Below are 26,980 nucleotides of genomic sequence, written 5' to 3' on the forward strand. Positions count from 1 at the left end.
CAGCCTCGCGGGCTCGGCAGCGGCTACAGGGACCAGGCTGGTGCCCGGCGCATCAAGTCGGGCAGCTTTCCTCGCCGTTATCCAGGCCCTGCTTGTAGCTGCGGCTGTCGAGGGTGGCCTTGCCGTTGTGCCAGGTCAGGGTCAGCACGTAGAGCGAGTCGAAATCGTTGGAGGCCCAGTCGTCGGTGATGGTGCGTTTTTCGCCGACGGCTTCCCGCGCCACCTTGTTGATCAGCTCCGGCAGGTAGCCGTGGGACCAGGCGGTGTAGATGATCGAGTTGTGGTAGCGGTCGTGCAGCAGCTCGTCGGCCAGGGCACTGGTGTCGTTGGCCGAGAATTCGATGTTCACCGGCAGGCCGAGCTTGATGGCGCTGGGGCTGATGGTCATCAGCGGGCGGATGTAGCTGTAGGAGTTGTCGAACTCGCCTTCCTCGACATTGCGCGTCGGGTTGGCGGCGAACACGTAGTTGGCCTTGCCGAATTTTTCCGGCAGCAGGGACGCCAGGTCGATGGCGCGGTTCAGGCCCTGGCAGTTGAGCTGGCCGAGGCCGCCGGCGGGTTTTTCCGCGTGGCGCAGGAAGATCAGGGTCTGGGTGCCGTCCACCGGCTGGGCGCGGCTTTCACTGGACTCCAGCGACAGCAGCAGCGCACTGGTCAGCATCAGCGCCGGAAAGAATACGTAGGACCGGCGTTGCAGGCGTTGGGTGAAACTCAGCAGATTCTTCATCGAGTGTGGGCACTTCAGCGCAATCGGTTAAGGCTGACAAACCTTTCCACGGCGAGTTCCCGGCTTCGCGTGGTTTTCCCTGTCGTTGAACGAGTGTTTCTGCCAGCAGGCAGTGCTCTGAGTCCCAGGACGCCTTTTGGTTCGATCCGGGCGTGGGGCTGCGAGCGTGGGCCCGTTACTTTATCCGCACCGCTGTCTGGCTGCCGGGGAGCTTAACCACCGGATGTTTCGAATTTAAGAATGCGCGCCGCGAACCTATGCCTGTAATCTAGCGCCGTCGCCGCCCGGCCCCGGGCCACGGCCTTTCATCTGACTGTCATTGGAAGCCTGTCATGACCGATCTCTCCGCGTTCCCCATCACTCAGAAATGGCCGGCGCAGTACGCCGACTGGATTCAGCTGTATTCCTTGCCGACCCCCAACGGCGTCAAGGTCTCGATCATGCTCGAAGAGATCGGGCTGCCCTACGAGCCCCATCGCGTCAGCTTCGAAACCCAAGACCAGATGTCCCCCGAGTTCCTTTCCCTGAACCCGAACAACAAGATCCCGGCGATCCTCGATCCCCATGGCCCGGACGACCGGCCGCTGGCGCTGTTCGAGTCGGGGGCGATCCTGATCTACCTCGCGGACAAGAGCGGGCAACTGCTGGCCCAGGAATCCGCCGCGCGCTACGAGACCATTCAGTGGCTGATGTTCCAGATGGGCGGCATCGGCCCGATGTTCGGCCAGCTGGGCTTTTTCAACAAATTCGCCGGCAAGGACTACGAGGACAAGCGCCCGCGCGACCGTTACGTCGCCGAGTCCCGCCGCCTGCTGAGCGTGCTCGAAGGCCGCCTGCAAGGTCGCGACTGGATCATGGGCGAGCGCTACACCATCGCCGATATCGCCACCTTTCCCTGGGTGCGCAACCTGATCGGCTTCTATGAGGCCGGCGATCTGGTGGGCTTCAAGGACTTCCCCAACGTGCAGCGCGTGCTGGAGCGTTTCCTCGCGCGCCCGGCGGTGATCCGCGGCCTGGAAATTCCCAAGCCCGTCTGACCGCTCCGCACCTTGTAGCCGCTGGCGAAGCCTGCGACCGGCGACGCAGTCGGCGCAAAAAGGCCTGATGCGTTGTGCCAGGCAGCTTGCGTCGTCAGGTTTTACGCCGACTGCGTCGTCGAGCGCAGCCTGCGGCAGCGGCTACAGGGATTTTCATTTGCTTCGTGCAGCTCAGGCCGGCTTCGGCCTGACCGCGTTCATTCAGACAAGGACCCGTAATGAGCCGATTCGATTTCAAGCAGGTGGATGTCTTCAGCAACGAGCCGCTCAAGGGCAACCCGGTGGCGGTGGTGTTCGGCGCCGACGAGTTGAGCGATGCGCGCATGGCGGCGTTCGCCAACTGGACCAACCTCAGCGAAACCACCTTTATCCTCGAACCCCAGGACCCGCGGGCCGACTATCGCCTGCGGATTTTCACCACCCTGCAGGAGCTGCCGTTCGCCGGCCATCCGACCCTCGGCAGTTGCCATGCCTGGCTGGAGTCCGGCGGCGTGCCCAAGGGCGAGGAGATCGTCCAGGAGTGCGCGGTGGGCCTGGTGCGCATTCGCCGCAACGGCGCCGAGCTGGCGTTTCTCGCGCCGCCCTTGCTCAAGTCCGGGCCGGTGGAGGCCGGGTTGCTGGAGCAGGTGCGCCAGGGCCTGAGGCTGGCGCCCGGGGCCATAGTCGACGCGCAATGGGTGGACAACGGCGCCGGCTGGCTGGCGGTGCTGCTGGCCGAGCGCGACCAGGTGCTCGACCTGCAACCCGACTACGCGCAGCTCAAGGGCCTGGCGGTGGGGGTGATCGCGCCCTGGAACCCCGAGCGCGATGGCGACGCCGCGCAGTTCGAAGTGCGGGCCTTTATCGCCGGCGACGGCATGCCGGAAGACCCGGCCACCGGCAGCCTCAACGCCGGCATCGCCCAATGGCTGCTGGGCGCGGGCCTGGCGCCGGCGTCCTACGTGGTCAGCCAGGGCCTGAGCATGGGCCGGGCTGGGCGCATCCAGGTCGAGCGGCTTGGCGATGACGTCTGGATCGGCGGCTCGGCGGTGACCTGTATCGAGGGCAGCCTGCGGTTGTAGGCGAGGGCGCCTGACCGCTCGATGGCCGCCAGGATGTTCAGGCAAAAAAAAGCTGCCCGAGTTGGCAGCTTTAAAGGAGAGCACGCGTTGTAGATGACCCGAGTGTCACCGCGGAAAATGACAAAATGATGACAGCGCGTTGACGCTGTCAGTGGCCGCGCCCCGCACCTGATTCACAGGCGGGGCCGATTGCCCCTCAATAGACTTGCGGCACGAGGCTTCCTGCCGCAGCCGTTCGATCAGCGGTTGTTGCACTTCTTTCATGGGCATTTGCCCGAGTGGGCAAGCATCCGCTGACTCCGGCGCGGGCAACGGCGGCTGTCATCTTGGCGTCATCGACGGCATGGCAAGATCGCCGCAAACCCTCTTGGGTGCTCGACAGGTTGCGGCCTGCCGATTGATGAATCTGCCAGGAATCCCCCCATGAAAGGCGACGCCTCTCTGTTCGCAGCCATTGATCTTGGGTCCAACGCGTTTCGCCTGATGATCGGCCAGCCGGTCAGGCGCAGCCAGGGGTTCATGATCCAGGAAGTGAAGACCCTGCGTGAGCCGGTACGCCTGGCGGAGGGCTTCCAGGAGGGAACCCTGGACGAGCTGGCGCTGGACCGGGGCTGGCAAGCGCTGGCGCGCTTTGGCAAGAAGCTGCGCGGTTTCGAGGCCGGGCGGGTACGGGCGGTGGCCACCAGCGCCGTGCGTGAAGCCGACAATGCGCCGTTGTTCCTGGCCAGCGCCGAGCGTCATCTGGGGTTCCGCATCGATGTCATCTCCGGGCATGAAGAGGCACGGCTGGTGTATGCCGGCGTCGCCCATACGGTGCCGGGCAGCGAAAGCATGCGGCTGGTGGTGGACATCGGCGGCGGTTCCACCGAGTTGATCCTGGGCCAGGGCGCCCAGCCCTTGCTGACCGAGAGCATCGCCATTGGCAGCGGCACCTTCGGCGCGCGCTACTTTCCGGGCGGCGCGGTCTCGGCTCATGCCCTGCAGGAAGCCGAGCACATGGCCAGCCTGAAGTTCGAGAAAGTCGCCCGGCGTTATCGCCAGTTGGGTTGGCAGCAGGCCATAGGTTCCTCGGGCACCGCCCGCTTCCTGGCCAAGGTGCTCAAGGCCAACGGCCTGAACGACTATGGCCAGGACGGCATCACCTACGGCGGGCTGTTGCGCCTGTCGCTGCGCCTGCTGGAAGCCGGGCATGTCAAACGCCTCAGGCTGGCGGGGCTGCAGTCCCATCGCCTGAGCATCCTGCCCGGCGGCCTGGCGGTGATGCTGGCGGCGTTCAAGGTGTTTGGCGTCACCCATATGACGCCTTCCGAGCCGGGGCTGCGTTTCGGCGTGCTGCATGGCCTGATATGTAATAACGGATGACCGAGCTTTATCCGCACAAGCGGCTGGCCTTCCTCCAGCCGGCCGGGCTCCATGCCGGCCAACCCCTCCCAATCAAGCCTCCCCAGGCGGCCCCTTGGCGGCGGCGCCCGGCCCTGGGGGCTTTGTTCAGCTAGGCTGCTCTGGCGGCCACGAAGCGCCGGCCGTCTACACTTAACCGCAGGCCACACAGGGCGGCAGCCCTGGGCGCATTCAACCGGTATCAACAAAAACAATAGTCTCGGGAGAAACCTGATGTTTACAGCACTGCGTCGATTCAGCCGCGGCATGGCCCTTGCCGCCAGCCTCGCCACGCTCACCCTCGCAACCCCGGCGTTTGCCCTGGATACGGTCAAGTTCATGGCCCCAGGTTCCGTGGGCGGCGGTTATGACCAGACCGCGCGGGTTTTGGGCAAGGCCTTGCTCGAGGCCGGCACGGCCAAGTCCGTGACCTTCGAGAACAAGGGCGGAGCCGGGGGCACCCTGGGGCTGGCGCAGTTCGCCAACAGCACCAAGGGCGACCCGAATGCGCTGCTGGTGGTGGGGGCGATCATGGTCACGGCGGTGGAGCAGAACAAGCCGCAGATCAGCCTCAAGGACGTGACGCCGATCGCCCGGCTGTTCACCGAATACAACGTGCTGGCGGTGCGTGAGGATTCGCCCTACAAGACCCTCGACGACCTGCTCAAGGACTTCAAGGCCAGCCCGGCCAGCATCAAGTGGGGCGGCGGCTCCAAGGGTTCCATCGACCATATCGGCATCGCCGAGCTGGCGAGCAAGATGGACGTGCCGGTGAACAAGGTGAACTACGTCGCCTACGCCGGCGGCGGCGAAGTGGTGGCCGCGACCCTGGGCGGCCACATCACGGTGATCACCGGCGGTTATGCCGAGCTGGCCAAGTACGTGCAGTCCAAGCAGTTCCGCCTGCTCGCCATCGGCGCTCCGGAGCGCGTTCCCGGCATCGATGCGCCGACCCTCAAGGAGAAGGGCTACGACGTGATCATCGGCAACTGGCGCGGTGTCTATGGCGCGGCCAACCTTACGGCCGAGCAGCGCAAGCAAGTCACCGACGCGGTGCTGGCCGCCACCCACAGCAAGGTCTGGCAGGACAATGTGAAAGCCAACGCCTGGTCGCCGAGCGTCCTCACCGGTGACGAGTTCGGCCAGTTCGTCGACGAGGAACACCTGCGCCTGCGAGCGATGCTGGTCAAGGTCGGGCTGCTTTGAGATGGCCGGGCGCAGCAGGATCGTTCTGTCGCAGTTGGCGATTGGCCTGGGGCTGATCGCCATCAGCCTGGTGCTGGTCATCGGCGCCTTGCGCTTTCCGCCCGAGATGGGCTTCGTCATCCTCGGTGCCCATGTCTATCCCAGCGCGGTCGCCGCCTTCCTCGGCGCCGTGGGCCTGTTGCTGAGCTATCAGGCCTGTACCGGCGGTTTCCGCGAACTGGCCGCCCATGACGACGAAACCGCCCAGGCCCTGCCCGGTGGCAGGCTGGGCGTGGCCTGGATCACCGCCGGCCTGGTGGCGCTTGCCGTGCTGATCGACCTGATCGGTTTCGTCCTGGCTGCCGGCTTGCTGTTTGCCTGCTCGGCCCGGGGGTTCGGCAGCCGGCGTCCGCTGCGTGACCTGGCTATCGGCATCGCCCTGACCCTGCCGATCTACTGGCTGTTCAATGCCGGGCTGGGCGTGGCCCTGCCACCCCTGGTCAACGCCTGGATCTGAACCGGGCCCGAAGGAGGTCACACGGTGGACATTCTCTTGAGCCTGGCGACAGGTTTCTCCGCGGCGCTGGCGCCGATCAATCTGCTCTGGGGGTTTATCGGCTGCCTGCTGGGCACGGCGATCGGCGTGTTGCCGGGGATCGGCCCGGCGCTGACCGTGGCCCTGCTGTTGCCGATCACCGCCAAGGTCGATCCCACTGGTGCGCTGATCATGTTCGCCGGCATCTATTACGGCGCGCAGTTCGGTGGTTCGACCACCTCGATCCTGCTCAATACCCCGGGCGAGTCGTCGTCCATGGTCACCGCCCTGGAGGGCAATCTCATGGCCCGCAACGGCCGCGCCGGGCCGGCCCTGGCCACCGCGGCGATCGGCTCGTTTTTCGCCGGGACCATCGCCACGGTGCTGCTGACCCTGTTCGCCCCCATCGTCGCCATGCTGGCGCTGAAGTTCGGCCCCGCGGAGTATTTCGCGATCCTGGTGCTGTCCTTCACCACGGTGTCGGCGGTGCTCGGCGCGTCCATGCTGCGAGGATTCGCTTCCCTGGGGCTGGGCTTGGGCATTGGCCTGATCGGCCTCGACTCGACCTCGGGCATTGCCCGCTACACCCTGGGCGTTCCCGAGCTGGTCGATGGCATCGAAGTGGTGCTGGTGGCGGTCGGCCTGTTTGCCGTGGGGGAGGCCTTGTACAGCCTGTTGTATCAAAAGGAGGAAGCGTCCGGCCGGCATCGCCTGACGTCCTTGTGGATGACCCGCGAGGACTGGAAACGCTCGATTCCCGCCTGGCTGCGCGGCACCCTGATCGGCTTTCCGTTCGGTTCGATCCCGGCCGGTGGTGCGGAAATCCCGACCTTCCTGTCCTATTCCACCGAACGCAAGCTGAGCAAGCACCCGCAGGACTTTGCCGCCAGCAAAGGGCCGGGCGCCATCGAAGGGGTGGCCGGCCCGGAAGCCGCCAACAACGCCAGCGCCACCGGTTCCCTGGTGCCGCTGCTGACCCTGGGCATTCCGACCTCCGCCACCGCGGCGATCCTGTTGGCGGCGTTCCAGAACTACAACCTGCAGCCGGGGCCGCTGCTGTTCCAGACTTCCGGTGAACTGGTCTGGACCCTGGTGGCTTCGCTGTACATCGGCAACCTCATCCTGCTGGTGCTGAACCTGCCGTTGGTCGGGCTCTGGGTGAAACTGCTGCAGATCCCCCGGCCGTACCTCAATGCCGGGATCCTGGTGTTCGCCTCCATCGGCGTGTACGGCATGCGCCATTCGTCCTTCGACCTGTTGCTGATGCTGGCGATCGGTTGGGGCGGGGTGCTGATGCGGCGTTTCGACTTCCCCGTCGCGCCGGTGATCGTCGGCATGCTGCTGGGGCCGATGGCGGAAAAACAACTGCGCAACGCCTTGTCCATCAGCCAGGGCGACTGGTCGATCTTCGTCACCCAACCCATCGCCGCGGCCTTCCTCGGCTTGACCCTGCTGGTGCTGGTGGTGCCTCACCTGCTGCACGCCCGGGGCATCAAATTGCAAGAGGATGATTGAGCGGTGCGGGCCCCGCGATAGGCTTCTGGAGCCGGGTAAGGTCGTGCCGCATCGTGCGGCGCGCCTGGCGCCCGGCAATGTGCTGGAATAGGTAAATGGAGCATGGAACCTAGGGACTTTACCAGGGTCAACGGCTGCACTTCCCGGTAATGTCCCAGCCCTGGCTTGGGTTCTTCAAGGACGAAGTAAAGGATTAGGAATGATTTCCTGTGTCTGACGGGGCGGCAAGCGCCTTTGCCCCAGTCGAGATCCCTACGACCAATAGCAATAAAACAGGGTGCCGGTGATGCAAGAAGTGGTAACCAAGGTTTTCTCTGGCTTCGACAAGATAAAAGTCTCGGTGTCGATGTTTGTCCTGTGTTTGTTGGCGGGGGCTTTTGTTGTCGTCAAATTGAATTCGGCCGCGCGCGAGGCTGACTCGGCCCATACCATTCAAGTAGCCAGCAGTTACGCCAGTTCGATCGAAAAAGTCATACAGCACGCTTTGTCATCGACCCATACCCTGGCGGTCATGGTTCATCAGGGGGAGGGCAAGGTTCCGCATTTCAACCGGCTGGTGCGCTACATGCTGCCCATGTACAAAGGCGCCTTTGCATTGTCGCTGGCGCCGGAGGGCGTGATTCGGCAAATAGAGCCGGCCGCTCCGAATATCCTGGTCAAGAACCATGATCTTTTCGAGGGCAAGGATCGGGTCGAAGTCATCAAGAACGTTCGCGAAGGCGAGTTGCGGTTCCGCGGGCCGTTCACCTTGATCCAGGGGCCTCAGGGTGCGATAGGAACGTTGCCGGTATTTCTGCAAGAACCGAATGGCAGGAAGTACTTCTGGGGGTACACGGTCGTGACCTTGAAGTTTCCGGATGCCTTTGCCGACTCGGATTTACCGTCCCTGGAGAAGCTGGGTTATGCCTACAGGTTTTCCGGGGTGAACCCGGAAACCGGGCAGGAAGAGGTGATCCAGGCATCCGCCGCGCCCTTGGGCGCGGCGGCCGCGCGCATTCCGGTAACCCTGTACGAGGCGCAGTGGGAGCTTCGGGTTTCCAGGATCGCCGACTGGCGAAATACCGGTCTGCTGCTGTTCCAGGCTTTTCTGGTGCTGCTGGGGGCCACGCTGATGGCCTGGCTCGCTTACTCCCTGGCGACCTTGGACCAGCAGCGAAAAAGACTGCAGGAAATCGCCATGTATGACCCCTTGACCCACCTTCCCAATAGACGGCTGCTGGGCATGAAGCTCGATGCGATTCTCGAAAGAGTGCAAGGGCGCAACGCCAAGGTGGTGGTCTGCTATCTGGACCTGGATGGCTTCAAGTTGGTCAACGATAACCTGGGGCATGCGGCGGGTGACCAGTTGCTGATCATCATCGCCGATCGCCTGCAGTCCTGTCTGAGGGAATGTGACCTTCTGGCACGCGTGGGCGGCGATGAGTTCGTTGTGGTCCTGGATGACCTTGGATCGATCGACGAAGTGGCCCCGATTCTCGACCGGATTATTCATGTGGTCGGCCAGCCGCTGATGATCTCGGGAGTGAAGGCCGATGTTTCCGCAAGCCTCGGCGCGGCGTTCTACCAGACCCATGGGGTGGAAGCGGATCAGCTGTTACGGGCCGCGGATCAGGCCATGTACCTGGCCAAGAAACTGGGGAAAAACAGATACGTGTTCGCGCAAAGCGAGGGGCCGGGGAGGGTTGCCCAAGTCGGCAAATGACCGCCAATCATCGGGCTGTCTGCGTAGCTGGGCCACAAAGCGGTTCGACCGGTCGGACCTGCCACCGGGGCATTTGTCATCAGTCCTCGGAGGGTACCCGGCGATGCCCGGAACGGACCTGCGGGCGGCTTGCTCCGAGCATGAGACGAAGCCCTGACTCAGCGAACTGACCGTCCGCCCTTTCGATATGCCTTCAGTGAAGGCACAATGCGCATCCTTTTTTTGGCTGGCCTGGCCGGAGGCCTCGAAATGATCAAAACGCCGTACTACCTCATCGACAAACAGAAACTGCTCGGCAACATGGAGAAGATCGCCTACGTGCGCGAACAGTCCGGCGCCAAGGCCCTGCTGGCGCTCAAGTGCTTCGCCACCTGGTCGGTGTTCGACCTGATGCAGCAGTACATGGACGGCACCACCTCGTCGTCGCTGTACGAGCTCAAGCTCGGCCGGCAGAAGTTCGCCGGCGAGACCCACGCCTACAGCGTGGCCTGGGCCGACGACGAAATCGAAGAGATGCTCGACAACTGCGACAAGATCATCTTCAACTCCATCGGCCAGCTGCAGCGCTTCGCCGAGGCGTCCGCGGGCAAGGTTCGCGGTCTGCGGGTCAACCCCCAGGTGAGCAGTTCCGATTACCTGCTGGCCGACCCGGCGCGTCCGTTCAGCCGCCTGGGCGAATGGGACCCGGTGAAGGTCGAGGCGGTCATCGAGCAGATATCCGGCTTCATGTTCCACAACAACTGCGAGAACGCCGACTTCGGCCTGTTCGACCAGATGCTGGGCACCATCGAGGAACGCTTCGGCCACCTGCTGCACAAGGTCGAATGGGTCAGCCTCGGCGGCGGCATCCACTTCACCGGCGAAGGCTACGACCTGGACGCCTTCTGCGCGCGCCTCAAGGCGTTCTCCGAGAAGTACGGCGTGCAGGTCTACCTGGAGCCGGGCGAAGCGGCGATCACCCAGAGCGCGTCGCTGGAAGTCACCGTGCTCGACACCCTCTACAACGGCAAGCACCTGGCGGTGGTCGACAGCTCCATCGAGGCGCACATGCTCGATCTTTTGATCTATCGCCTGAACGCCAAGCTGGCGCCCAGCGCGGGCGAACACACCTACATGGTGTGCGGCAAGTCTTGCCTGGCCGGAGACATCTTCGGCGAGTATCAATTCGATCGTCCGCTGACCATCGGCGATCGGCTGTCGTTCGTTGACGCGGCGGGTTACACCATGGTCAAGAAAAACTGGTTCAACGGCCTGAAAATGCCGTCCATCGTAGTGAAACAACTCGACGGTAGTGTCGAGGTGGTTCGTGAATTTGGGTTCGAAGACTACCTGTCCAGCCTCTCGTAAGCTGGCGGAAAGGAGAGATAAAGAAATTGAAGAAGAACGTTCTTATCATTGGTGCAGGAGGTGTCGCCAAGGTGGTGGCCCACAAGTGCGCGCAGCACAACGACGAACTCGGTCGTATTGCTATCGCGTCGCGCAACATCTCCAAATGCCAGGCCATCATCGACAGCGTCAAGGCCAAGGGCAGCCTCAAACAGCCCGCGCAAATCAAGGCCTATGCGCTCAACGCGCTGGATATCGAGGCGACCAAGGCGCTGATCCGCGAGACCGAATCGCAGATCGTCATCAACGTCGGCTCCGCCTTCCTCAACATGTCGGTGCTGCGTGCCTGCATCGATACCGGCGTGGCCTACCTGGACACCGCCATTCACGAAGAACCGGGCAAGATCTGCGAGACGCCGCCCTGGTATGGCAACTACGAGTGGAAGCACCTCGAGGAGTGCCAGCAGAAGAACGTCACCGCCATTCTTGGCGTGGGTTTCGATCCGGGCGTGGTCAACGCCTATGCGGCCCTGGCCAAGCAACAGTATTTCGACCGCATTGATTCGATCGACATTCTCGACGTCAATGCCGGTTCCCATGGCAAATATTTCGCCACCAATTTCGATCCGGAAATCAATTTCCGCGAATTCACCGGGCAGGTGTGGAGCTGGCAGGACAGCCAGTGGACCAGCAACACCATGTTCGAAGTCAAGCGTACCGACGACCTGCCGGTGGTCGGTTCGCAGAACCTGTACCTGACCGGTCACGATGAAGTGCACTCGCTGTCGAAGAACCTCGACGTGCCCAACGTGCGCTTCTGGATGAGCTTCGGCGAGCACTACATCAACGTGTTCACCGTGCTCAAGAATCTCGGCCTGCTCTCCGAGCAACCGGTCAAGACCGCCGAAGGCCTGGAAGTGGTGCCGCTGAAAGTGGTCAAGGCCGTGCTGCCCGATCCTGCGTCGCTGGCGCCGGGCTACACCGGCAAGACCTGCATCGGCGACCTGGTCAAGGGCACCAAGGATGGCCAGCCGCGCGAAGTGTTCATCTACAACGTGGCCTGCCACGAAGAAGCCTTTGCCGAAACCGACAGCCAGGGCATTTCCTACACCGCAGGCGTACCGCCGGTGGCCGCGGCCCTGCTGGTGGCCCGTGGCGAGTGGGACGTGCAGCGCATGGTCAACGTCGAGGAGCTGCCGGCCGAGCCGTTCCTCAAGGCGCTGGACCTGATGGGCCTGCCGACCCGGGTCAAGGACGAGCACGGCGACCGTCCGTGGAACTGATTCACCTCCCGCTGTAAAGAAACCAGGTGCGCATGGATGGCGTGCCTGGCTCTCGATTCCCGCTACGCCCTCCTGTCAAGACAACTGCCTCCTGCCTTCAATCTCAGGGGCGCCAGCGTATCCGAGCGACGCCAGAAGCAAGCCCGCATCAAGGGCATGCGGCGCCTGACGACGGAAATCCCCATGCCAAAAAACAAACCGGGCACCGCGCTGCCGGTGTGACGCTCGTCGGTTACCTGGAGGGAAATGCCCTGTCAGCGATACTCAAATGTCGGGCGACCCCTCCAGAGGATGACCAGGATGAAGAAACAGAGCAGCGACGCCACGCCGGCAGGGCAGAGCGATTCCGCCTCACAACTGATAGACGGGCGCATTGAAGAGCTGGGCGACTGGCGCGGCGAGAGGCTGGCCCGGGTCCGGAGGCTGATCCGCCAGGCCGACCCGCAGGTGGTCGAGGAGTGGAAGTGGCGCGGGGTGCCGGTGTGGTCCCACGGCGGCATCCTCTGCACCGGCGAGACCTACAAGAGCGTGGTGAAGCTGACCTTTGCCAAGGGCGCCGCGCTGGACGACCCGGCAGGCCTGTTCAACGCCAGCCTCGAGGGCAATACCCGGCGGGCGATCGATCTGCATGAGGGTGACAAGCTTGACGAGGCCGCCTTGAAGGCGCTGATCCTGGCGGCCGTGGCGCTCAATAGCTCGCGCTGAGCGGGTATGCCGGCTGGCAAAAAAGGGCCTATGTCAAGTCCTCGACACACACAGACTTGAACCATACACCTATACGGAACAGTAACTTAGGTCGGATCTTGGCACCTTCGAATCATGCACGTTTGTCCACCCGTTGGGGCCAGCCATTCGTTGACATACTCAACGATGATCAGAGCGCTTTTTGATGGATTCGTCATGTTCCCGACTCCTGATCGAAAGGCTTGGGTTGACTGATCGCTTCGGCTAAGCGGCAGCGATCAGCGCTTCTTGTTGGCGCAGATGCGTTTGGAAACGATCGGCATAGTCTGCGACAACGGCATTCCTTACGCTGGAGCGCGCCTCAAGCGCCTCACGCCAAGCCGAAATGCGCGCAAGGCCGTCGAAAATCTGGTGGATGGTTTATCAAGCGGAAACAGCGGCAGAGGTTTCCCGCGTACCGCTGTTTGCACAGTCTGGATTGGACTGGTTCGTCGCTAAGTGCTGAGGCGGGCGTTCAGGACCTGATTGACTCAGCCCAGGCGATGTTGCATTCGCGCAATTCTTGAGCTGCGCGCTTAGCCATTCAGCAGGCGGCCGCCGTCAAGGACGATTTCAGAGCCGACCGTCCAGCGCGACTCGTCGGATGCCAGATACAGCACTGCTTTGGCCACCTCGTCGGAGGTACCGAAGCGCCCAAGCGGAATGGTTGCCGCGATCTCTTTGTTGAGCTGCTCGCGATAAGCTTCCGGAATACCGAGCTTGTCGTAAAGCGGAGTCTCGACGGGGCCAGGGCTCACTGCGTTGACACGGATGCCACGGCCCAGCAATTCGGTCGAGAGCGTCTTCGACATGTTCAGCAATGCGGCCTTCGTTGCGGCATACACGGACGAGCGATCTGCCCCTGCATGCGCGCTTACGGAAGTCGTCAACACTACGGAAGCAGGATTTGCGAAGACCGGCAACAGCGCCTGCATCAGGAAGTACGGCCCTTTGACGTTGATGTCGAAAGAGCGGTCGAACATATCTTCCGTCCATTCCTCAATGGGCAGCCAGACGGATACGCCGGCATTGAGGAAGGCAACGTCGAGTTGGCCGTAGTGTTCCTTGATGACGTGTGCCAGCTCCTTTTGTGCTGCAACGCTGGCCGAGTCGGCGCGCAGCACCGACACTTCCGGGCCCAATTCGGCCTGGGCCTTTGCAATCGAATCGGGGTTGACACCCGTTACGATCACGCGAGCACCCTCCGCCAGGAACTGCTTTGCCGTTTCCAGCCCGATGCCACTGGTGCCGCCAGTGATGAGAGTACGTTTACCTTGCAAGCGCGACATTTGAATTCTCCGGTGAATGACGACCACTGCGGTCGACATGGAGAAATATGCGCTTATGCTCCGTATCGGATAAGACTGCCTATTCGCATATGATTCATGCAAATCAGGCATGAATTGAGGTGGAGAAGTGGACCGATTTCTTTTGATGACATGCTTCGCGCGTGCTGTAGAAACTGGGAGCTTTTCGGCGGCAGGGCGCGATCTAGGGCTGGGGCAACCCAATGTAAGCCGCTATGTAGCGGCTCTGGAGGATCATTTGCAGACGCGCTTGCTCCACCGATCAACGCGCAAGCTCTCCTTGACGCCGGAGGGCGAACGCTACTATGCGGACATCCGGCGCATCCTGGATGCGGTGGATGAATCCGAATCGTCCTTCAGGAACAACGTCGAGCCATCGGGACTCTTGCGCGTAGCCTGTCCGACAGCTCTCGCACACGCGTTTGTGCTGCCGCATGTGCCGGCCTTTTTGGAGCGCTACCCTCAATTGACCTTGGATCTCCAACTCAACGATCGATACGTAGACCTGGTCAATGAAGGCACCGAACTCGCCATTCGCATAGGACAGCTGGAGGACAGCACCTTGCGCGCCCGGCCTCTTGGGCGGTACGACCGGGTCTTCGTCGCCAGCAAGGACTACTTGGCTAAACGCGGAGTTCCGCAGACCCCGGATGATCTACGCGACCACGATTGCATCATCTACACCTTACTGTCGTCCGGGGCGACCTGGCGATTCCGGGACGCGGACATTCCGATTGCCGGCAGGCTCAGGGTCAACTCGCCCGACGCTGTGAGTGCGGCGGTCGCGGCAGGCCTGGGTGTGGCGCAAGGACCTGCGTGGCTGTTTGAGGGCGGGCTGAACAGCGGGAGATTACAGGTCATTCTCACCCACCATGCGGCTCCCCCTGTCCCCGTGCAGATGGTTTATGTCGCCAATAGACTGCTTCCCACGCGGGCTATCGTGTTCATGGATTTTATGGCTGACGTGTTTTCAAAGATTCCAGCCTTGAACGGCAGCACCCCTGTGCCGACTCTATAAGACAAGACGACAAAACGTGACCTCTCACGCTCTTGCCTAACGCCACGCGACCGGAAGCCGGGTCAGGTTTCGGAAAGCACCGGCCTATGTTGAAATCGTCTAAGTGATTGATAAACCTGCTGTATCTGGCTTAGGCGCAGTCCAGCGAAGTGCCGGGCTGGAGTCATCGTCAAACAAAAAAAGCCCCTTGCCGTTTTCCCGGCAAGGGGCTGGTTGGCCTGGGTCATTCGCCTTTGATCTGCACGACCTTGTCCGCCGTCATGGCGGCGGGTTTTTTCGGCAGCGAGATACTCAGCACGCCTTTGCTGAAGCTCGCCTCGATCTTTTCGGCATCGACCCCCTTGGGCAGGTTGAACACCCGCTCGAAGGAGCCGTAATGACGTTCGCTCAGGTGGTAGCCCTTTCTGTTTTCTTGGGTTTCCTCTCTCTTTTCACCCTTGATGACCAGGCTGCCGTCGGAGAGTTTGATCTCGATATTCTTCTGATCCATGCCGGGCAATTCGGCAGTGATTTCGAAGCTTTCGTCTTTCTCGGTGATGTCGACGGCGGGTATGCCGCGGCCGATCAGTTCGCGCCGCCAGAACGGATCCACATCGAACAGCCCGCGGCTGAAGGGAGACAGGCCGGGGCCGCGATTGAAGTCATAGAACAGGTGATCGACCTGTTGCCGCAGTTTTTCCAGAGGTTGCCACAGGTCGCTCATGGTCGAGCGCCGGGTGGCCTTGTCTTCAGTCTGGATCGGCATTTTTTTCACGGAGTTGGCCATTTTCGCTTCTCCTCCCGGGTTGAGGGCGGGCCGCGAACCTTCCCTGGGGCGACCTGCCACGCCAGAACAGGAACCGGGCTGACCTGCCTGTAGGCCCGGTTCTCCCGTCCGCGACAGCCACCCTGCGCAGCTGGCTGCCGATGGGGCTCGGCGGAGCCCTCGATACGCTGCCCGGCAGAGGGTTGGCCAGGGGCTGTGTTCACGGACGAGTGGTCCTGCACACGCCGCGAATACGTGCTGGGAGCGCAGGCTTTTCATGCCTGCTTGAACGGCTCGGGCGTGTGTTCGTTAGATCAAAAATCGGCCCGACAGTTGCGTCCCGGGCCATTTGCCTGACAGGCGTACCGAGCTGCTTTCACGGCATTGTTACCAAAGCGCAAACACAGTTTTGGCGACGCGGTGTTTGTGCCGGTCGGGGCTTGGGGCATAAGCTTCGCTCTTTTTGGCTGCGGTCTTTTCGCGCCCAGCCTCGTCTTACTTGGCCTGCCCTGAGGAAGTCCCATGTCCAGCCAGTTCCCCCAAGCCCGTCCCCGTCGCCTGCGCCGCTGCGAACAGATGCGCAGCCTGTTCCAGGAAACCGAGTTCAGCCTCAACGACCTGGTGCTGCCGATTTTCGTCGAGGAAGAGATCGACGATTTCGTGCCGATCAAGAGTATGCCGGGGGTGATGCGCATTCCGGAGTCGAAGCTGGCCGGGGAGATCGAGCGTTACGCCCGCGCCGGGATCAAGTCGGTGATGACCTTCGGCGTCTCTCACCACCTGGACAGCAACGGCAGCGACACCTGGAACGACAACGGCCTGGTGTCGCGCATGTCGCGGATTGCCAAGGACGCGGTGCCGGAGATGATCGTGATGTCCGACACCTGTTTCTGCGAGTACACCGACCACGGCCATTGCGGTGTGCTGCACGGCCATGAAGTGGACAACGACCAGACCCTGGTCAACCTTGGCAAGCAGGCGGTGGCCGCGGCCCGCGCCGGCGCCGATGTGATCGCGCCGTCGGCGGCCATGGACGGGCAGGTCCAGGCCATCCGCCGCGCCCTGGACGAGGCCGGCTTCACCCAGACCGCGATCATGGCCTATTCCACCAAGTTCGCCTCGGCGCTCTACGGTCCGTTCCGCGAGGCCGGCGGCAGCGCGTTGAAGGGCGACCGCAAGAGCTACCAGATGAACCCGATGAACCGCCGCGAAGCGGTGCGCGAGTCGCTGCTGGACGAGCAGGAAGGCGCGGACTCGCTGATGGTCAAGCCTGCCGGTGCTTACCTGGACATCATCCGCGACATCCGCGAAGCCTCGCGCCTGCCGGTGACCGCGTATCAGGTCAGCGGCGAGTACGCGATGATCAAGTTCGGCGCCCTGGCCGGGGCCATCGACGAAGCGCGGGTGGTGCGCGAAAGCCTGGGCTCGATCAAGCGCGCCGGCGCCGACCTGATCTTCACCTACTTTGCGATGGACCTGGCGCTCGCCGGGATCTGACGCGCTCCAGCGGTGTTCCAGATGTAAATGTATCGCCCTCAAGGGCCCTATCGCGGGCAAGCCTCGCTCCTACAAAATCTGTAGGAGCGAGGCTTGCCCGCGATGACGTCAATCCAGGCGCTGCATAATCCCGTCGACGAATTTATCTGCCCCCCTCACAGCGTAATCTTGCGCTCCTCGAAATACCGCTCCATGACCTTCGGGTCCGCCGATTTTTCCGCCAGTGCCACGTAGGTGTCCGGCCGCAGCAGGTAGAAACCGTTGCGCGCCAGGCCGGCGACCTGGTGCGCCGTTTCCCAGTCGAACACCGTCAGCGGCAGTTGCCGCTCGGCGCACCAGGCGCGCAGGGCGTCGCTGGTGACGCCGTACACATGCACCTGCCACCCCAGGTAGTCGAGGCTGGCGAAGTTGTCGGTGACGGCGCCGTGGGCCCAGGGCAGGCGATCGCCGCCGTGGACATGGCCGGCGCTGCCGCAGCTCAGGGGCATGTCACGGTAGTTGAGGGTGATCTGCGACACCGTGCGGAACAGGAATTCGCGCGCCGCTTCCACCGCGGTCACCTTGGGGATCAGCAGCGGCGCCAGGCGGGTGCGCAGCAGGTTGGCGATCGGCCCGTCGGCGGTGATGAAACTGAACACCCGGTCGGTGGTGGCCACCAGGCGCCGGGCGAATTCGATGCGTTCGAACTCATAGGTCGCCAGCAGGTGCTCCTCGGCCTTGCCGCTGAGCACCGCGGCGAGTTTCCAGGCCAGGTTGATGGCGTCGCCGATCCCGGTGTTCATGCCCTGGCCGCCGGCCGGGCTGTGCACGTGGGCGGCGTCGCCGAGCAGGAAGGCGCGGCCGCTGAAGAAGCGCTCGGCCACCCTATGATGCACGCGGTAGGTGGAGAACCAGTTGACCCGGTCGACCTGGACCTTGAGGCTGTCCATGGCGCGCCGGCTGACGTCCTCGAACTTCAGGGTTTCCGCGTGCTCGGCGCGTTCATCGCGCACCGTGCCGATCAGCCGTGCCCGGCCTTCGCCGGCCAGCGGAAAGACCGCGAGGAAATCCGCCTCGTCGAGGTCCGCGTGCAGCTCGCCATTGAGCGCCGGGCCCCGGGCGTCGACGTCCGCCACATAGAACACCTGTTGATAGGTGCCGCCGGGAAAGTCGATGCCAAGGGTCTTGCGCACCGTCGAGCGGGCGCCGTCGCAGCCGGCCAGGTAGAAGGCCTGGCAGGTTTCCTCCTGGCCATCGGCGCCGCGCAGCTGGGCGCTGACCAGGTGGCCGTGGTCGGTGAAGCTCAGCAGTTCGGTCTGGCGCTCGACCGTCACGCCAAAACGCTGCAGGCGCTCGATCAGCAATTGTTCGTGCTGGTCCTGCGGGTAGATTTCCAGGAAGGGGTAGGGCGTCAGGTCCGCGCCGATGCTGCTCAGGGGCAGGTGGGCGGCCTGTTCGCCCTTGACCCAGAGGTTGGCGGCCGGCACCTGGTGACCCTGGTCGAGGATGGACTGGGTCAGGTCCAGCTGGCGGTACAGCTCAAGGGTCCGGGCCTGCACCGCCAGGGCCCGGGAGGTGGTGCCCGGGCCGGCGGTCTGGTCGAGGATGCGCACCTTGATCCCTTGCCGGCTCAGCCACAGCGCCAGAACCAGGCCGGTGGGGCCGGCGCCAATGATCAGTACGTCGCTGCGGTTCATGTCCTTGCCCTCGTCGAGAGATCAATGTCATGCCGGTTTCGTGTACCAGGTTTCAGCGCTGGGCGAACGCCAGGTTCAGGCCCAGGGCGGCGAAGCTCGCGGCAAAGCTGCGGCGCAGCCAGTTCTGCACCTGGGGCGATTCGATCACCGCCTTGCGGAACAGGTTGGCCAGCAGGCCGTAGATCACGAATACGGCGAAGGTCATCGCCATGAACACACCGCTCAGGCCGAGCATCTGCATGGCCGGCGAGGGGCCGTCGTGGCTGATGAACTGCGGCAGGAAGGCCAGGAAGAAAATCGTCAGCTTGGGGTTGAGGATGTTCAGCAGGCAGGCCTTGAGCACTAGGCCGCTGGCGCTGGTGGCGGGCAAGCGGGTGTCCACGGCGAAGGCCGAGCGGTCGCGCCAGGTGGCGTAGGCCAGGTACAGCAGGTAGGCGACCCCCGCGAACTTCAGGCCCTGGAAGGCCAGCGCGCTGGTGTGCAGGATGGCCGACAGGCCCAGCACCGAGGCCAGCAGGTGCGGGACTATCCCGGCGGTACAGCCGATGGCGGTGAACAGGCTGGCGCGCTTGCCGGCCACCAGCGCCGTGGAAATGGTCAGGATCACGCCGCTGCCGGGGATCAGCACGACGATCAGCGAGGTGATGAGAAAATCCGGTGAGAGCATGGCGCAGGGGACTCCAGGGCAGGTAAAGGACGCTCAGGTCTGGCTGAACACTTCCAGCAGGTGGCCGTCGGGGTCATCAAAATACACCCGGCGTCCGCCTTCGTGGCGGTTGATTTCATTGGGGCGCTGCTTGCCCGGGTCGGCCCAGAACGCCAGGCCGCGCTGGCGAATGCGTTGCAGTATCGGTTCGAAGTCGTCGGCGGCGACCAGAAAGGCGTAGTGCTGGGAGGCGATGGGCGGGTCGTTGTCGTAGTAATCCAGGGACACGCCGTTATCCAGCTGCACCACCAGCATCGGGCCGAAGGGCACAGGCGGCGGTAGGCCGAGCACCTGCACGAGAAAATCCGTCGACCGTTGCTTGTCGCGGCACCAGACAATGGTGTGGTTGAGTTGCACGCTCACGATGGGCCCCCTGTGTTGTTTTTCTGTGGGCGATGAGGTTTCAGATTAGGTGAAATTCGCCGTCGGTCACGGGGAATGCTCAAATGGCCTGTCGCTGGCACGGAACAGCGCGGCGCCTTGAGGGTCGATATCCGCGGCGACGCATGCACCTCAAGCGCGGGCCACCTTCGGAATTACTGGGAAGCCATGTCTATAAAACCTCTGCATTCACTTCGCTGGGCCGCTGTCGCGGCCTCGCTGGCCCTGGCCGGCTGTGCCGGTCAGTTCGGTTCAAAGGCGCCGGCGCCCAGCCCGGCCCAGGTCCAGGCCCAGGTGGCGCGCCTGCTGCCGGCCAAGGTCGCCGATCGCCAGGGCTGGGCCCGGGATATCCAGGTGGCCTTTACCGCCCAGGGCATCGAGCCGAGCAAGAGCAACCTCTGCGCGGTGCTGGCGGTGGCCGAGCAGGAGTCCACCTATCAGGTCGACCCGCCGGTGCCGGGGCTGGGCAAGATCGCCCGCAGCGAAATCGACCGCCGCGCGGCCAAGGTGCATGTGCCGTCGATGCTGGTCAGCGCGGCGTTACAGGTGCGCTCGCCGAACGGCAAGTCCTACAGCGAGCGCCTGGCCGGGGCGCGCACGGAGAAGGAACTGAGCACGATCTTCGACGACTTCATCGGCAGCGTGCCCATGGGCAAGACCCTGTTCGGCGGTTTCAACCCGGTGCACACCGGCGGGCCGATGCAGGTCAGCATCGACTTCGCCGAGCAGCAGGCGCGCAATTACCCCTATAGCGTGGACGGCTCGATCCGCCGCGAGGTGTTCAGCCGGCGTGGCGGCATGTATTTCGGCATCGCCCACTTGCTCGGTTACCCGGTGAATTACCCGCAGCCGCTGTACCGCTTCGCCGATTTCAACGCCGGCTGGTACGCCAGCCGCAATGCCGCGTTCCAGAACGCCCTGAGCGTGGCCTCGGGGATTTCCCTGGCGCTGGACGGCGACCTGATCCGCTACGACTCGATCATGCCCGGCAGCACCGAGCTGGCGGTGCGCGCCCTGGGCAAATCCCTGGACATGCGCAACCCGACCATTCGCAACCAGCTGGAGAAGGGCAACAGCCTCGAGTTCGAGGACACCAAGCTGTACAAGCGGGTATTCGCCCTGGCCGATCAGGCCCAGGGCAAGGCTTTGCCGCGGCAGATCCTGCCGGGTATCCAGCTGAAGAGCCCGAAGATCACCCGCAAACTGACCACCGCCTGGTTCGCCAAACGGGTGGACGAGCGGTATCAGCGGTGCATGGCGAGGTGAGGGTGATAGCGATCGATCGGGGAATCCCGACGCCCTGAAATGAAAAAAGCCCGGCTGATAAGGCCGGGCTTTTTTTCGAGTACTGCGGACCGCGCAATCATACGGCGCGACGCTCGATCAGACGGTCGGAACCACCTTCGGCAACGCGACGCTCGATCAGACGGTCGGAACCACCTTCAGCGACACGGCGCTCGATCAGACGATCGGAGCCACCTTCGGCAACGCGGCGTTCGATCAAACGATCGGAACCACCTTCGGCAACGCGGCGTTCGATCAAACGATCGGAACCACCTTCGGCAACGCGGCGTTCGATCAGACGATCAGCACCACCTTCAGCGACACGGCGCTCGATCAGACGGTCGGAACCACCTTCGGCAACACGGCGCTCGATCAAGCGATCAGAACCACCTTCGGCAACACGGCGTTCGATCAGACGATCGGAACCACCTTCGGCAACACGGCGCTCGATCAAGCGATCGGAACCACCTTCGGCAACACGGCGTTCGATCAAGCGATCGGCGCCACCTTCGGCGAGACGTTTTTCAATCAGGCGATCCGAGCCGCCTTCGGCGACCACCGGGTAGGCCGAGGACGCGGCAAAAGCGTTTGCTGCAAGAACCGAGAAAGCGATGCTGAGAAGAATTTGGCGTTTCATGGTGGTGTGCTCCGGGGTGTTGTTTGGTTGGTATGGAGCAGATGTTACGTGGCGGATTTTTTTTGAGAATTTCATTGGGTCGATGGTGACCATCGACGCCAATGATAGCTGCGGGAAGGCCTGGAATAGAGCCTCGCATCAAGTTCGGAGGGCAGGCCGCGGTGCGGATCGCGAGCAAGCTCGCTCCCACAGAGAGGGCGGCATCCTCCAGCACCCATGTCTCATGCCTTGCGCGTTACCTGTAGGAGCGAGCTTGCTCGCGATAAAAATCCCAGGCCCCGCCGTTGCCAAACGCCAACATAAAAAAGCCCGGCACATCAGGCCGGGCTTTTTATCGGGTTGCGCTCCATCGACTCAACGACGGCGCACGAACCGGCGCCACAGCCAGACCCAGATCATCACCAGCGGGAAGGCCAGGATCAGGAACGGCAGCACATAGCTGCCTTTCTCCAGGGCTTCGGCGGTGCCGTAGGCGAGGTTGTCCAGCAGGTTGTCGAAGGCCTGTTGCAGTTTCGAGCCGCGCTGGCTGCTGTCGGTGGGCACGAAGTTCAGGGTCAGGCGGTTGGTGTCGAGCCGGCGCTGGTGCCCGGCGGCGACCTGGGCCAGGGCCTGCAGGTCGTTCTCGATGCTCGCCTGTTCCTTGCTCAGGGCGATCAGGTCGCTGACGGTGATGTCCTTGCGCGCTGCCAGCTGGTCGAGGCGTTGCTGCTGGGCCTTGAGCCGTTCCTGCTGGCGCTGCACGTCGGCCACGGCGTCGGCCAGGTCTTCGGCGCTGGTGATGCGTTCACCGATCTCGGCGCCCTGGGCGGCCAGCGCGACTATCGGTTCGACGCCGTCGGGCACGATGCGCAGGATCACCTGGGCGTGATACTGGCCTTGTTGCAGACGCAGGATATTGCAGGCGCCGAACTGGGCGTTTTCGCAGGCTTCGCGGGTGGCGGCCAGGCGCGGCGCGATCTGCGCCGAGGGCAGCGACAGGCTCAGTTCATGTTCATAGGCCAGTTGCGCGCCGGCCTTGCCCTGGGCGCCGCCGACCGCCACCGAGGACGAACGATCGCTGGGGGAACAGGCGGCCAGCAGGGTGCTGAGCAGCACCACGGCGAGGCTGCGCAGCGGGGTGGGGGTGTCGTCCTGAGGGTGCATGGTCGCTCCTTGAAATAAATGATCGTGCCCGGGGCAGGCGGGACGGCTGCGTATCTTATCGTCGATTGCCCGGGGAGGGGCGGATGTCGTGTCGCCGCGACTTATCGCCAGGGATTTGCCGGATGGATTCGGCTGGGCGCGAGCACCGCTTCGGGGTACACCTCGGGGACCGATGACCCGTGCCTCGGTCATCGCCATCGGCAACGGAGACCTGTCATGAGCTCGCTCGAGTTACCCGAAGGTTATGCCCCCTTGTCCCGCAGCAGCCCGCTGCTGGAGCTGATCGGCCCGGTGTATTGCCGTGGCAGCGGCTTGCAACTGGAGATCGGCCTGCGCGCCGACCGCCGTCACGCCAACGGGCGTGGCACCGTGCACGGCGGCATCCTCGCCACCCTGGCCGATATCGGCATGGGCTACGCCATGGCCTTCGCCAGCGACCCGCCGCTGCCGCTGATCACCGCCAGCATGCACCTGGACTACCTCGGCGCGGTGCAGGTCGGCGAATGGATCGACGTGCGCCTGGAACATTCCAAGCGCGGCCGGCAGATGGCCTTTGCCACCGTCACCCTGCAGGTCGGCGAGCGGGTGGTGGCCAGGGCCAACGCGGTGTTCGCGGTGCCGGGTGGCTGAGGGCAGGTGTGTGGGGCGCTTTTGCGAGCGCTTCGCGCTCGCAGGCAACCCCTCTTAGTCCGCTGGTGCAACTATCTGCTTCCACTCCAGGCCGAAGCGCGCCAGGTACTTGCGCAGGCGGTCGGCGTCATTGGGCTGGACCTTGGTCTGGCGGGACACGCCAAACAGCTTGCGCCCGGCATCGGACAGGCTGTCGGCCTGGCGGCAGACTTCGATCACCGCCTGCAGTTGCAGGCGGTCGAACAGGTCGAGTTCGGCCGTGTCGCCCAGCAGGGTGGCCAGCGGATCCTGCTCCTGGCTCAAGCCCCAGGCATACCGTAGCCGCTCGATTTCTTCCTCGGCCTGGGCTTCGTCGATGCGCCCGCTGTCGGCCAGGGTGGCCATGCGGGTAATGGACGCCGACAGCTCGCGGAAGTTGCCCAGCCACGCCGCCTCGCTGGAACTGGCAAACGCCAGGTAGCGCCGCCGCGCCTCGAGGTTGAAGCGCACCAGGCGCCCTTGCTCGCGGGCGTGGCGTTCCAGTTCGAAATCGATGTTCGGCTCGATGTCCTCGCGCCGCCCGGCCAGCCCCGGCAGGTTGAAGGTCCAGAGGTTGATCCGCGCATACAGGTCCTCGCGGAACAGGCCCTGGGCGACCCGGCCGCGCAGGTCGCGGTGGGTGCCGGCGATGATCAGGAAGTCGCTGTCCACTTCCTGGTCCGAGCCCATGGGGAAGAAGCGTTTCTCCTCGATGGCCTTGAGCAGCATCGCCTGTTCGTCGAGCCCCAGTTCGCCGATCTCGTCGAGAAACAGCATGCCGCCGTCCGCCGCCCGCAACAGGCCGTCGCGGGCGTTCTGGGCGCCGGTGAAGGCGCCCTTGATATGCCCGAACAACGCCGACATGGCGCCGTCGCCGCGCAGGGTGGCGCAGTTGACCTCGACAAAACGCCCCTGGACCTGGTGCCGGCCGCGCTTGAGTTCATAGATGCGCCGGGCCAGGAACGACTTGCCGGCCCCGGTGGGGCCGATCAGCAGCATCGGTGCCTTGGAGCGTACGGCCACCCGCTCGATCTGTTCGATGGAACGGTTGAACGCGGCGTTGCGGGTGGCGATCCCGGACTTGAGGAAGGCCAGGCCCTCCAGGCGCTTGCCGGCGAAGCGCGAGGCGATGCGGTCGTAGCGCGACAGGTCGAGGTCGATCAGGGCGTGGGTGCCGGTGGCGTGCTCCTGAGGGTCGCGGCGCCGCGCGGGGGAGGTCTGGATCAGCCGCGCCGGCAGGTAGCGCGCCTCGGTCAGCAGGAACCAGCAGATCTGCGCCACGTGGGTCCCGGTGGTGATGTGCACCAGGTAGTCCTCGCGCTCGGTGTCGAAGGGGTAGGCGCTGGTGAAGTCGTGCAGGGCGCCGTACACCTCTTCGAAATCCCAGGGGTTCTTCAGGCCCATGGGGTGCAGGCGCACCTCGGTCTGCGGCGATACCTGGCGAATGTCGCTGGCCACCCGCTCGGCCAGGCTGACGTCCCGGGCGTCCAGGCCGTGGATCAGCTCCAGGCGGTGGATCAGCACGTCCTGCTGCTGGCACAGGCCGACACTGGGGCGCCAATGGTTCCAGCGGTTGGCGCCCTTGCCGACGCGATCGAGGGTGGAACCGACAAAACCTATGGCGACCGTGGGCTTGCCTGACATGTTTATACCTAAAGATAAAAAACGATAAACAAAGATATAAAATTATCAGCAGCTTTGTCTCGAAGACTCGCCAATGAAAAAATCATTTAAAAATAAAATTGTTATAAATCAATAAGTTGAAAAATAATTCGCCGAGAAAAATAAAACTGGCACAGCGGCTGCAATCTCTCTGGCAACGAACAAGACAACAGAGCGAGACGCCAAGATGGCCAACTTCCAGCTGTTCAACACCCAACAGGCCAAAGCGCCAGCGAGCAACACCCTGAACGCCGCCCAGGCCCCGGCCTATGCCTACAACGCCAAGCACCGCCTGGCCCAACTGGCGGTGACCGGTTGCTTGAACTCGACCTTCTACACCTCGCCCGAAGGTCAGCTGGAAGCGGTGCTGCAACTGGTGAACGAGGTCGACAGCCGTTTCGTCGCCCAGGCCGCGCGTTACGCTCGGCAACAGGGTCATATGAAAGACATGCCGGCCTTGCTGCTGGCGGCGCTGACCGCGCAACGCTCGGCCCTGGTGCCGGAGCTGTTTGCCCAGGTGGTGGACAACGGCAAGATGCTGCGCAACTTCGTGCAGATCCTGCGCAGCGGGGCGACCGGGCGTAAATCCCTGGGGTCGCAGCCCAAGCGCCTGGTGCAGAACTGGTTGAACAGCGCCACCGAGCGTCAGCTGTTGCAGGCTGCGGTGGGCAACCAGCCGTCGCTGGCGGACGTGGTCAAGATGGTGCACCCCAAGCCAGGCGAGGCCTGGCGCGCAGCCTTCTTCGCCTGGTTGATCGGCAAGCCGGTGGATGCGCAGGCGTTGCCTGAGCTGACCCGCGCCTTGCTGGCCTTTCGCAGCGGTGCGACCACGGCGGTGCCGCAGGTGCCGTTCCAGTTGCTCGGCAATGAAACCCTGAGCCGCGAGCAATGGGCCGAACAGGCGCACAATATGGGCTGGCAGGGGCTGCGCATGAACCTCAACACCCTGGCCCGCCACGGTGCGTTCCAGGTGCCGGGTTGCACCGAGTATGTGGCGGCGCGGCTGGCGGATGCCGCCGAGGTGGCCAAGGCCCGGGTCTACCCGTACCAGTTGCTGGCGGCCTACCGCATGGCCGGGGACGAGGTGCCGCAACCGGTGCGCGAGGCGTTGCAGGATGCCCTGGAGCTGTCGCTGGCCAACGTGCCGGCGCTGCAAGGCGCGGTGGTGGTGTGCCCGGATGTCTCGGGGTCGATGCACAGCCCGGTCACCGGTTATCGCCAGGGTGCCACCACGGCGGTGCGTTGCATCGATGTGGCGGCCCTGGTGGCGGCAGCGGTGTTGCGCAAGCAGCCGGCGGCGCGGGTCATGCCGTTCGAGGTCGGGGTGGTGGATATCCGCCTCAACCCGCGGGACAGCGTGATGAGCAATGCGCAGAAACTGGCGGCCATCGGCGGTGGCGGGACCAACTGCTCGGAGCCCCTGGCACAACTGGCCAACGCCAAGTGCAAGGTGGACACCCTGATCCTGGTCTCGGACAACGAGTCGTGGATCGATGCGCGGCGCCATGGCGCCACCGAAACCCTGCGCCAGTGGGAGCGGATCAAGGCCATCAACCCGCAGGCGCGGCTGGTGTGCATCGATATGCAACCCGGGGCCACCACCCAGGCGCCGGACCGCGAGGACATCCTCAACGTCGGCGGTTTCAGTGACGCGGTGTTCGATGTGATCCAGCAGTTCACCGCGGGCAACTACGGTGCGCAGCACTGGGTCGAGGCGATCGAGGCGATGGCGCCCTGATCGGCAAGGCATGAGATAAACCGTGCGCCGCTCACCCGGCGCACGCCGAAGAATTTTTGTTCAT

The 26,980-nt window shown here is 63.7% G+C and carries 25 protein-coding genes; 15 read left to right on the forward strand and 10 right to left on the reverse strand.

What is annotated here, in order from left to right:
• Positions 1-52: 52 nt before the first annotated feature.
• Entirely contained in the window at positions 53-727 is a 675-nt protein-coding gene (locus AC3RCP_RS11845) for a histidine phosphatase family protein (protein WP_492571520.1), read from the reverse strand.
• Positions 728-1,059: 332 nt separating this feature from the next.
• Between AC3RCP_RS11845 and AC3RCP_RS11850 the strand changes: the two genes are divergently transcribed.
• Together AC3RCP_RS11850 and AC3RCP_RS11855 are read left to right on the forward strand one after the other, a co-directional pair.
• Positions 1,060-1,764, forward strand: a complete 705-nt coding sequence (locus AC3RCP_RS11850; RefSeq protein WP_492571521.1) for a glutathione S-transferase family protein — start codon at positions 1,060-1,062, stop codon at positions 1,762-1,764.
• Positions 1,765-1,982: 218 nt separating this feature from the next.
• A complete protein-coding gene (locus AC3RCP_RS11855; RefSeq protein ID WP_492571522.1) occupies positions 1,983-2,825 on the forward strand; it encodes a PhzF family phenazine biosynthesis protein in 843 nt (280 codons plus the stop codon).
• Between the two features lie 105 nt (positions 2,826-2,930).
• On the opposite strand, the gene AC3RCP_RS11860 is transcribed toward AC3RCP_RS11855, so the two are convergent.
• Positions 2,931-3,089: a hypothetical protein gene (locus tag AC3RCP_RS11860; protein ID WP_492571523.1), complete on the reverse strand. Its 159-nt coding sequence runs from the start codon at positions 3,087-3,089 to the stop codon at positions 2,931-2,933.
• 159 nt (positions 3,090-3,248) lie between these two features.
• On the opposite strand from AC3RCP_RS11860, the gene AC3RCP_RS11865 reads away from it, so the two are divergent.
• From AC3RCP_RS11865 to AC3RCP_RS11900, 8 genes are all read left to right on the forward strand, one after another.
• Positions 3,249-4,187: a Ppx/GppA phosphatase family protein gene (locus tag AC3RCP_RS11865; protein ID WP_492571524.1), complete on the forward strand. Its 939-nt coding sequence runs from the start codon at positions 3,249-3,251 to the stop codon at positions 4,185-4,187.
• 252 nt (positions 4,188-4,439) lie between these two features.
• Positions 4,440-5,411, forward strand: a complete 972-nt coding sequence (locus AC3RCP_RS11870; protein WP_492571525.1) for a Bug family tripartite tricarboxylate transporter substrate binding protein — start codon at positions 4,440-4,442, stop codon at positions 5,409-5,411.
• Position 5,412: 1 nt separating this feature from the next.
• Entirely contained in the window at positions 5,413-5,907 is a 495-nt protein-coding gene (locus AC3RCP_RS11875; RefSeq protein WP_492571526.1) for a tripartite tricarboxylate transporter TctB family protein, read from the forward strand.
• A 24-nt stretch (positions 5,908-5,931) separates the two neighbouring features.
• Positions 5,932-7,440, forward strand: coding sequence for a tripartite tricarboxylate transporter permease (locus AC3RCP_RS11880; protein WP_101337438.1), 1,509 nt, complete (start codon positions 5,932-5,934; stop codon positions 7,438-7,440).
• Between the two features lie 286 nt (positions 7,441-7,726).
• Positions 7,727-9,142 carry a sensor domain-containing diguanylate cyclase gene (locus AC3RCP_RS11885; protein WP_101337439.1) on the forward strand — a complete coding sequence of 472 codons (1,416 nt, stop codon included), beginning with the start codon at positions 7,727-7,729 and terminating at the stop codon, positions 9,140-9,142.
• 249 nt (positions 9,143-9,391) lie between these two features.
• Positions 9,392-10,489, forward strand: a complete 1,098-nt coding sequence (nspC, locus tag AC3RCP_RS11890) for a carboxynorspermidine decarboxylase (RefSeq protein WP_053260613.1) — start codon at positions 9,392-9,394, stop codon at positions 10,487-10,489.
• Positions 10,490-10,515: 26 nt separating this feature from the next.
• The gene (locus AC3RCP_RS11895; protein ID WP_037036272.1) at positions 10,516-11,751 is read left to right on the forward strand and encodes a saccharopine dehydrogenase family protein; all 1,236 of its coding nucleotides are present in this window, start codon (positions 10,516-10,518) and stop codon (positions 11,749-11,751) included.
• A 300-nt stretch (positions 11,752-12,051) separates the two neighbouring features.
• On the forward strand, positions 12,052-12,456 hold the full coding sequence (locus tag AC3RCP_RS11900) for a DUF1801 domain-containing protein (RefSeq protein WP_492571527.1): 405 nt from the start codon (positions 12,052-12,054) through the stop codon (positions 12,454-12,456).
• Between the two features lie 554 nt (positions 12,457-13,010).
• On the opposite strand, the gene AC3RCP_RS11905 is transcribed toward AC3RCP_RS11900, so the two are convergent.
• A complete protein-coding gene (locus AC3RCP_RS11905; RefSeq protein WP_492571528.1) occupies positions 13,011-13,763 on the reverse strand; it encodes an SDR family oxidoreductase in 753 nt (250 codons plus the stop codon).
• A 127-nt stretch (positions 13,764-13,890) separates the two neighbouring features.
• Between AC3RCP_RS11905 and AC3RCP_RS11910 the strand changes: the two genes are divergently transcribed.
• Positions 13,891-14,799, forward strand: coding sequence for a LysR family transcriptional regulator (locus AC3RCP_RS11910; protein WP_492571529.1), 909 nt, complete (start codon positions 13,891-13,893; stop codon positions 14,797-14,799).
• 223 nt (positions 14,800-15,022) lie between these two features.
• Here the strand turns inward: AC3RCP_RS11910 and AC3RCP_RS11915 are convergent, their stop codons facing one another.
• Complete coding sequence (locus AC3RCP_RS11915; protein WP_492571530.1) at positions 15,023-15,565, reverse strand: Hsp20/alpha crystallin family protein; 543 nt, start codon at positions 15,563-15,565, stop codon at positions 15,023-15,025.
• Positions 15,566-16,066: 501 nt separating this feature from the next.
• On the opposite strand from AC3RCP_RS11915, the gene hemB reads away from it, so the two are divergent.
• Entirely contained in the window at positions 16,067-17,041 is a 975-nt protein-coding gene (gene hemB, locus AC3RCP_RS11920) for a porphobilinogen synthase (protein WP_492571531.1), read from the forward strand.
• A gap of 155 nt (positions 17,042-17,196) precedes the next feature.
• Here hemB and AC3RCP_RS11925 read toward each other — a convergent pair whose 3' ends face one another.
• Genes AC3RCP_RS11925 through AC3RCP_RS11935 form a run of 3 tightly spaced genes read right to left on the reverse strand, consistent with a single transcriptional unit; the run spans position 17,197 to position 19,786 of the window.
• Entirely contained in the window at positions 17,197-18,717 is a 1,521-nt protein-coding gene (locus AC3RCP_RS11925; RefSeq protein WP_492571532.1) for an FAD-dependent oxidoreductase, read from the reverse strand.
• A 52-nt stretch (positions 18,718-18,769) separates the two neighbouring features.
• Entirely contained in the window at positions 18,770-19,384 is a 615-nt protein-coding gene (locus AC3RCP_RS11930) for a LysE family translocator (protein ID WP_492571533.1), read from the reverse strand.
• Between the two features lie 33 nt (positions 19,385-19,417).
• Positions 19,418-19,786 (reverse strand): VOC family protein, encoded by a 369-nt coding sequence (locus AC3RCP_RS11935; protein ID WP_053260518.1) that lies wholly within the window; start codon positions 19,784-19,786, stop codon positions 19,418-19,420.
• A gap of 186 nt (positions 19,787-19,972) precedes the next feature.
• On the opposite strand from AC3RCP_RS11935, the gene AC3RCP_RS11940 reads away from it, so the two are divergent.
• The gene (locus AC3RCP_RS11940) at positions 19,973-21,070 is read left to right on the forward strand and encodes a DUF1615 domain-containing protein (protein WP_492571534.1); all 1,098 of its coding nucleotides are present in this window, start codon (positions 19,973-19,975) and stop codon (positions 21,068-21,070) included.
• A 97-nt stretch (positions 21,071-21,167) separates the two neighbouring features.
• On the opposite strand, the gene AC3RCP_RS11945 is transcribed toward AC3RCP_RS11940, so the two are convergent.
• Together AC3RCP_RS11945 and AC3RCP_RS11950 are read right to left on the reverse strand one after the other, a co-directional pair.
• Positions 21,168-21,725, reverse strand: coding sequence for a phage infection protein (locus tag AC3RCP_RS11945; RefSeq protein ID WP_492571535.1), 558 nt, complete (start codon positions 21,723-21,725; stop codon positions 21,168-21,170).
• 354 nt (positions 21,726-22,079) lie between these two features.
• Positions 22,080-22,868: a DUF4349 domain-containing protein gene (locus AC3RCP_RS11950; RefSeq protein WP_101337448.1), complete on the reverse strand. Its 789-nt coding sequence runs from the start codon at positions 22,866-22,868 to the stop codon at positions 22,080-22,082.
• Between the two features lie 216 nt (positions 22,869-23,084).
• Here AC3RCP_RS11950 and AC3RCP_RS11955 point away from each other — a divergent pair, with 216 nt between their 5' ends.
• Complete coding sequence (locus tag AC3RCP_RS11955; RefSeq protein ID WP_007932643.1) at positions 23,085-23,498, forward strand: PaaI family thioesterase; 414 nt, start codon at positions 23,085-23,087, stop codon at positions 23,496-23,498.
• A 54-nt stretch (positions 23,499-23,552) separates the two neighbouring features.
• Here AC3RCP_RS11955 and rtcR read toward each other — a convergent pair whose 3' ends face one another.
• Positions 23,553-25,160, reverse strand: coding sequence for an RNA repair transcriptional activator RtcR (gene rtcR, locus AC3RCP_RS11960; RefSeq protein WP_492571536.1), 1,608 nt, complete (start codon positions 25,158-25,160; stop codon positions 23,553-23,555).
• A gap of 205 nt (positions 25,161-25,365) precedes the next feature.
• On the opposite strand from rtcR, the gene AC3RCP_RS11965 reads away from it, so the two are divergent.
• A complete protein-coding gene (locus AC3RCP_RS11965) occupies positions 25,366-26,916 on the forward strand; it encodes an RNA-binding protein (RefSeq protein WP_492571537.1) in 1,551 nt (516 codons plus the stop codon).
• Positions 26,917-26,980: the final 64 nt, after the last annotated feature.

This window comes from Pseudomonas sp. GW822-FHT05A08 (assembly GCF_058800485.1).

Coding starts and splice junctions, on each gene's coding strand:
- AC3RCP_RS11940 (WP_492571534.1), top strand. CDS start 19,973: ATGTCTATAAAACCTCTGCATTCACTTCGCTGGGCCGCTGTCGCGGCC.
- AC3RCP_RS11850 (WP_492571521.1), top strand. CDS start 1,060: ATGACCGATCTCTCCGCGTTCCCCATCACTCAGAAATGGCCGGCGCAG.
- AC3RCP_RS11870 (WP_492571525.1), top strand. CDS start 4,440: ATGTTTACAGCACTGCGTCGATTCAGCCGCGGCATGGCCCTTGCCGCC.
- AC3RCP_RS11875 (WP_492571526.1), top strand. CDS start 5,413: ATGGCCGGGCGCAGCAGGATCGTTCTGTCGCAGTTGGCGATTGGCCTG.
- AC3RCP_RS11855 (WP_492571522.1), top strand. CDS start 1,983: ATGAGCCGATTCGATTTCAAGCAGGTGGATGTCTTCAGCAACGAGCCG.
- AC3RCP_RS11950 (WP_101337448.1), bottom strand. CDS start 22,868: ATGCACCCTCAGGACGACACCCCCACCCCGCTGCGCAGCCTCGCCGTG.
- AC3RCP_RS11945 (WP_492571535.1), bottom strand. CDS start 21,725: ATGAAACGCCAAATTCTTCTCAGCATCGCTTTCTCGGTTCTTGCAGCA.
- hemB (WP_492571531.1), top strand. CDS start 16,067: ATGTCCAGCCAGTTCCCCCAAGCCCGTCCCCGTCGCCTGCGCCGCTGC.
- rtcR (WP_492571536.1), bottom strand. CDS start 25,160: ATGTCAGGCAAGCCCACGGTCGCCATAGGTTTTGTCGGTTCCACCCTC.
- AC3RCP_RS11845 (WP_492571520.1), bottom strand. CDS start 727: ATGAAGAATCTGCTGAGTTTCACCCAACGCCTGCAACGCCGGTCCTAC.
- AC3RCP_RS11925 (WP_492571532.1), bottom strand. CDS start 18,717: ATGAACCGCAGCGACGTACTGATCATTGGCGCCGGCCCCACCGGCCTG.
- nspC (WP_053260613.1), top strand. CDS start 9,392: ATGATCAAAACGCCGTACTACCTCATCGACAAACAGAAACTGCTCGGC.
- AC3RCP_RS11955 (WP_007932643.1), top strand. CDS start 23,085: ATGAGCTCGCTCGAGTTACCCGAAGGTTATGCCCCCTTGTCCCGCAGC.
- AC3RCP_RS11915 (WP_492571530.1), bottom strand. CDS start 15,565: ATGGCCAACTCCGTGAAAAAAATGCCGATCCAGACTGAAGACAAGGCC.
- AC3RCP_RS11900 (WP_492571527.1), top strand. CDS start 12,052: ATGAAGAAACAGAGCAGCGACGCCACGCCGGCAGGGCAGAGCGATTCC.
- AC3RCP_RS11860 (WP_492571523.1), bottom strand. CDS start 3,089: ATGAAAGAAGTGCAACAACCGCTGATCGAACGGCTGCGGCAGGAAGCC.
- AC3RCP_RS11885 (WP_101337439.1), top strand. CDS start 7,727: ATGCAAGAAGTGGTAACCAAGGTTTTCTCTGGCTTCGACAAGATAAAA.
- AC3RCP_RS11905 (WP_492571528.1), bottom strand. CDS start 13,763: ATGTCGCGCTTGCAAGGTAAACGTACTCTCATCACTGGCGGCACCAGT.
- AC3RCP_RS11930 (WP_492571533.1), bottom strand. CDS start 19,384: ATGCTCTCACCGGATTTTCTCATCACCTCGCTGATCGTCGTGCTGATC.
- AC3RCP_RS11865 (WP_492571524.1), top strand. CDS start 3,249: ATGAAAGGCGACGCCTCTCTGTTCGCAGCCATTGATCTTGGGTCCAAC.
- AC3RCP_RS11965 (WP_492571537.1), top strand. CDS start 25,366: ATGGCCAACTTCCAGCTGTTCAACACCCAACAGGCCAAAGCGCCAGCG.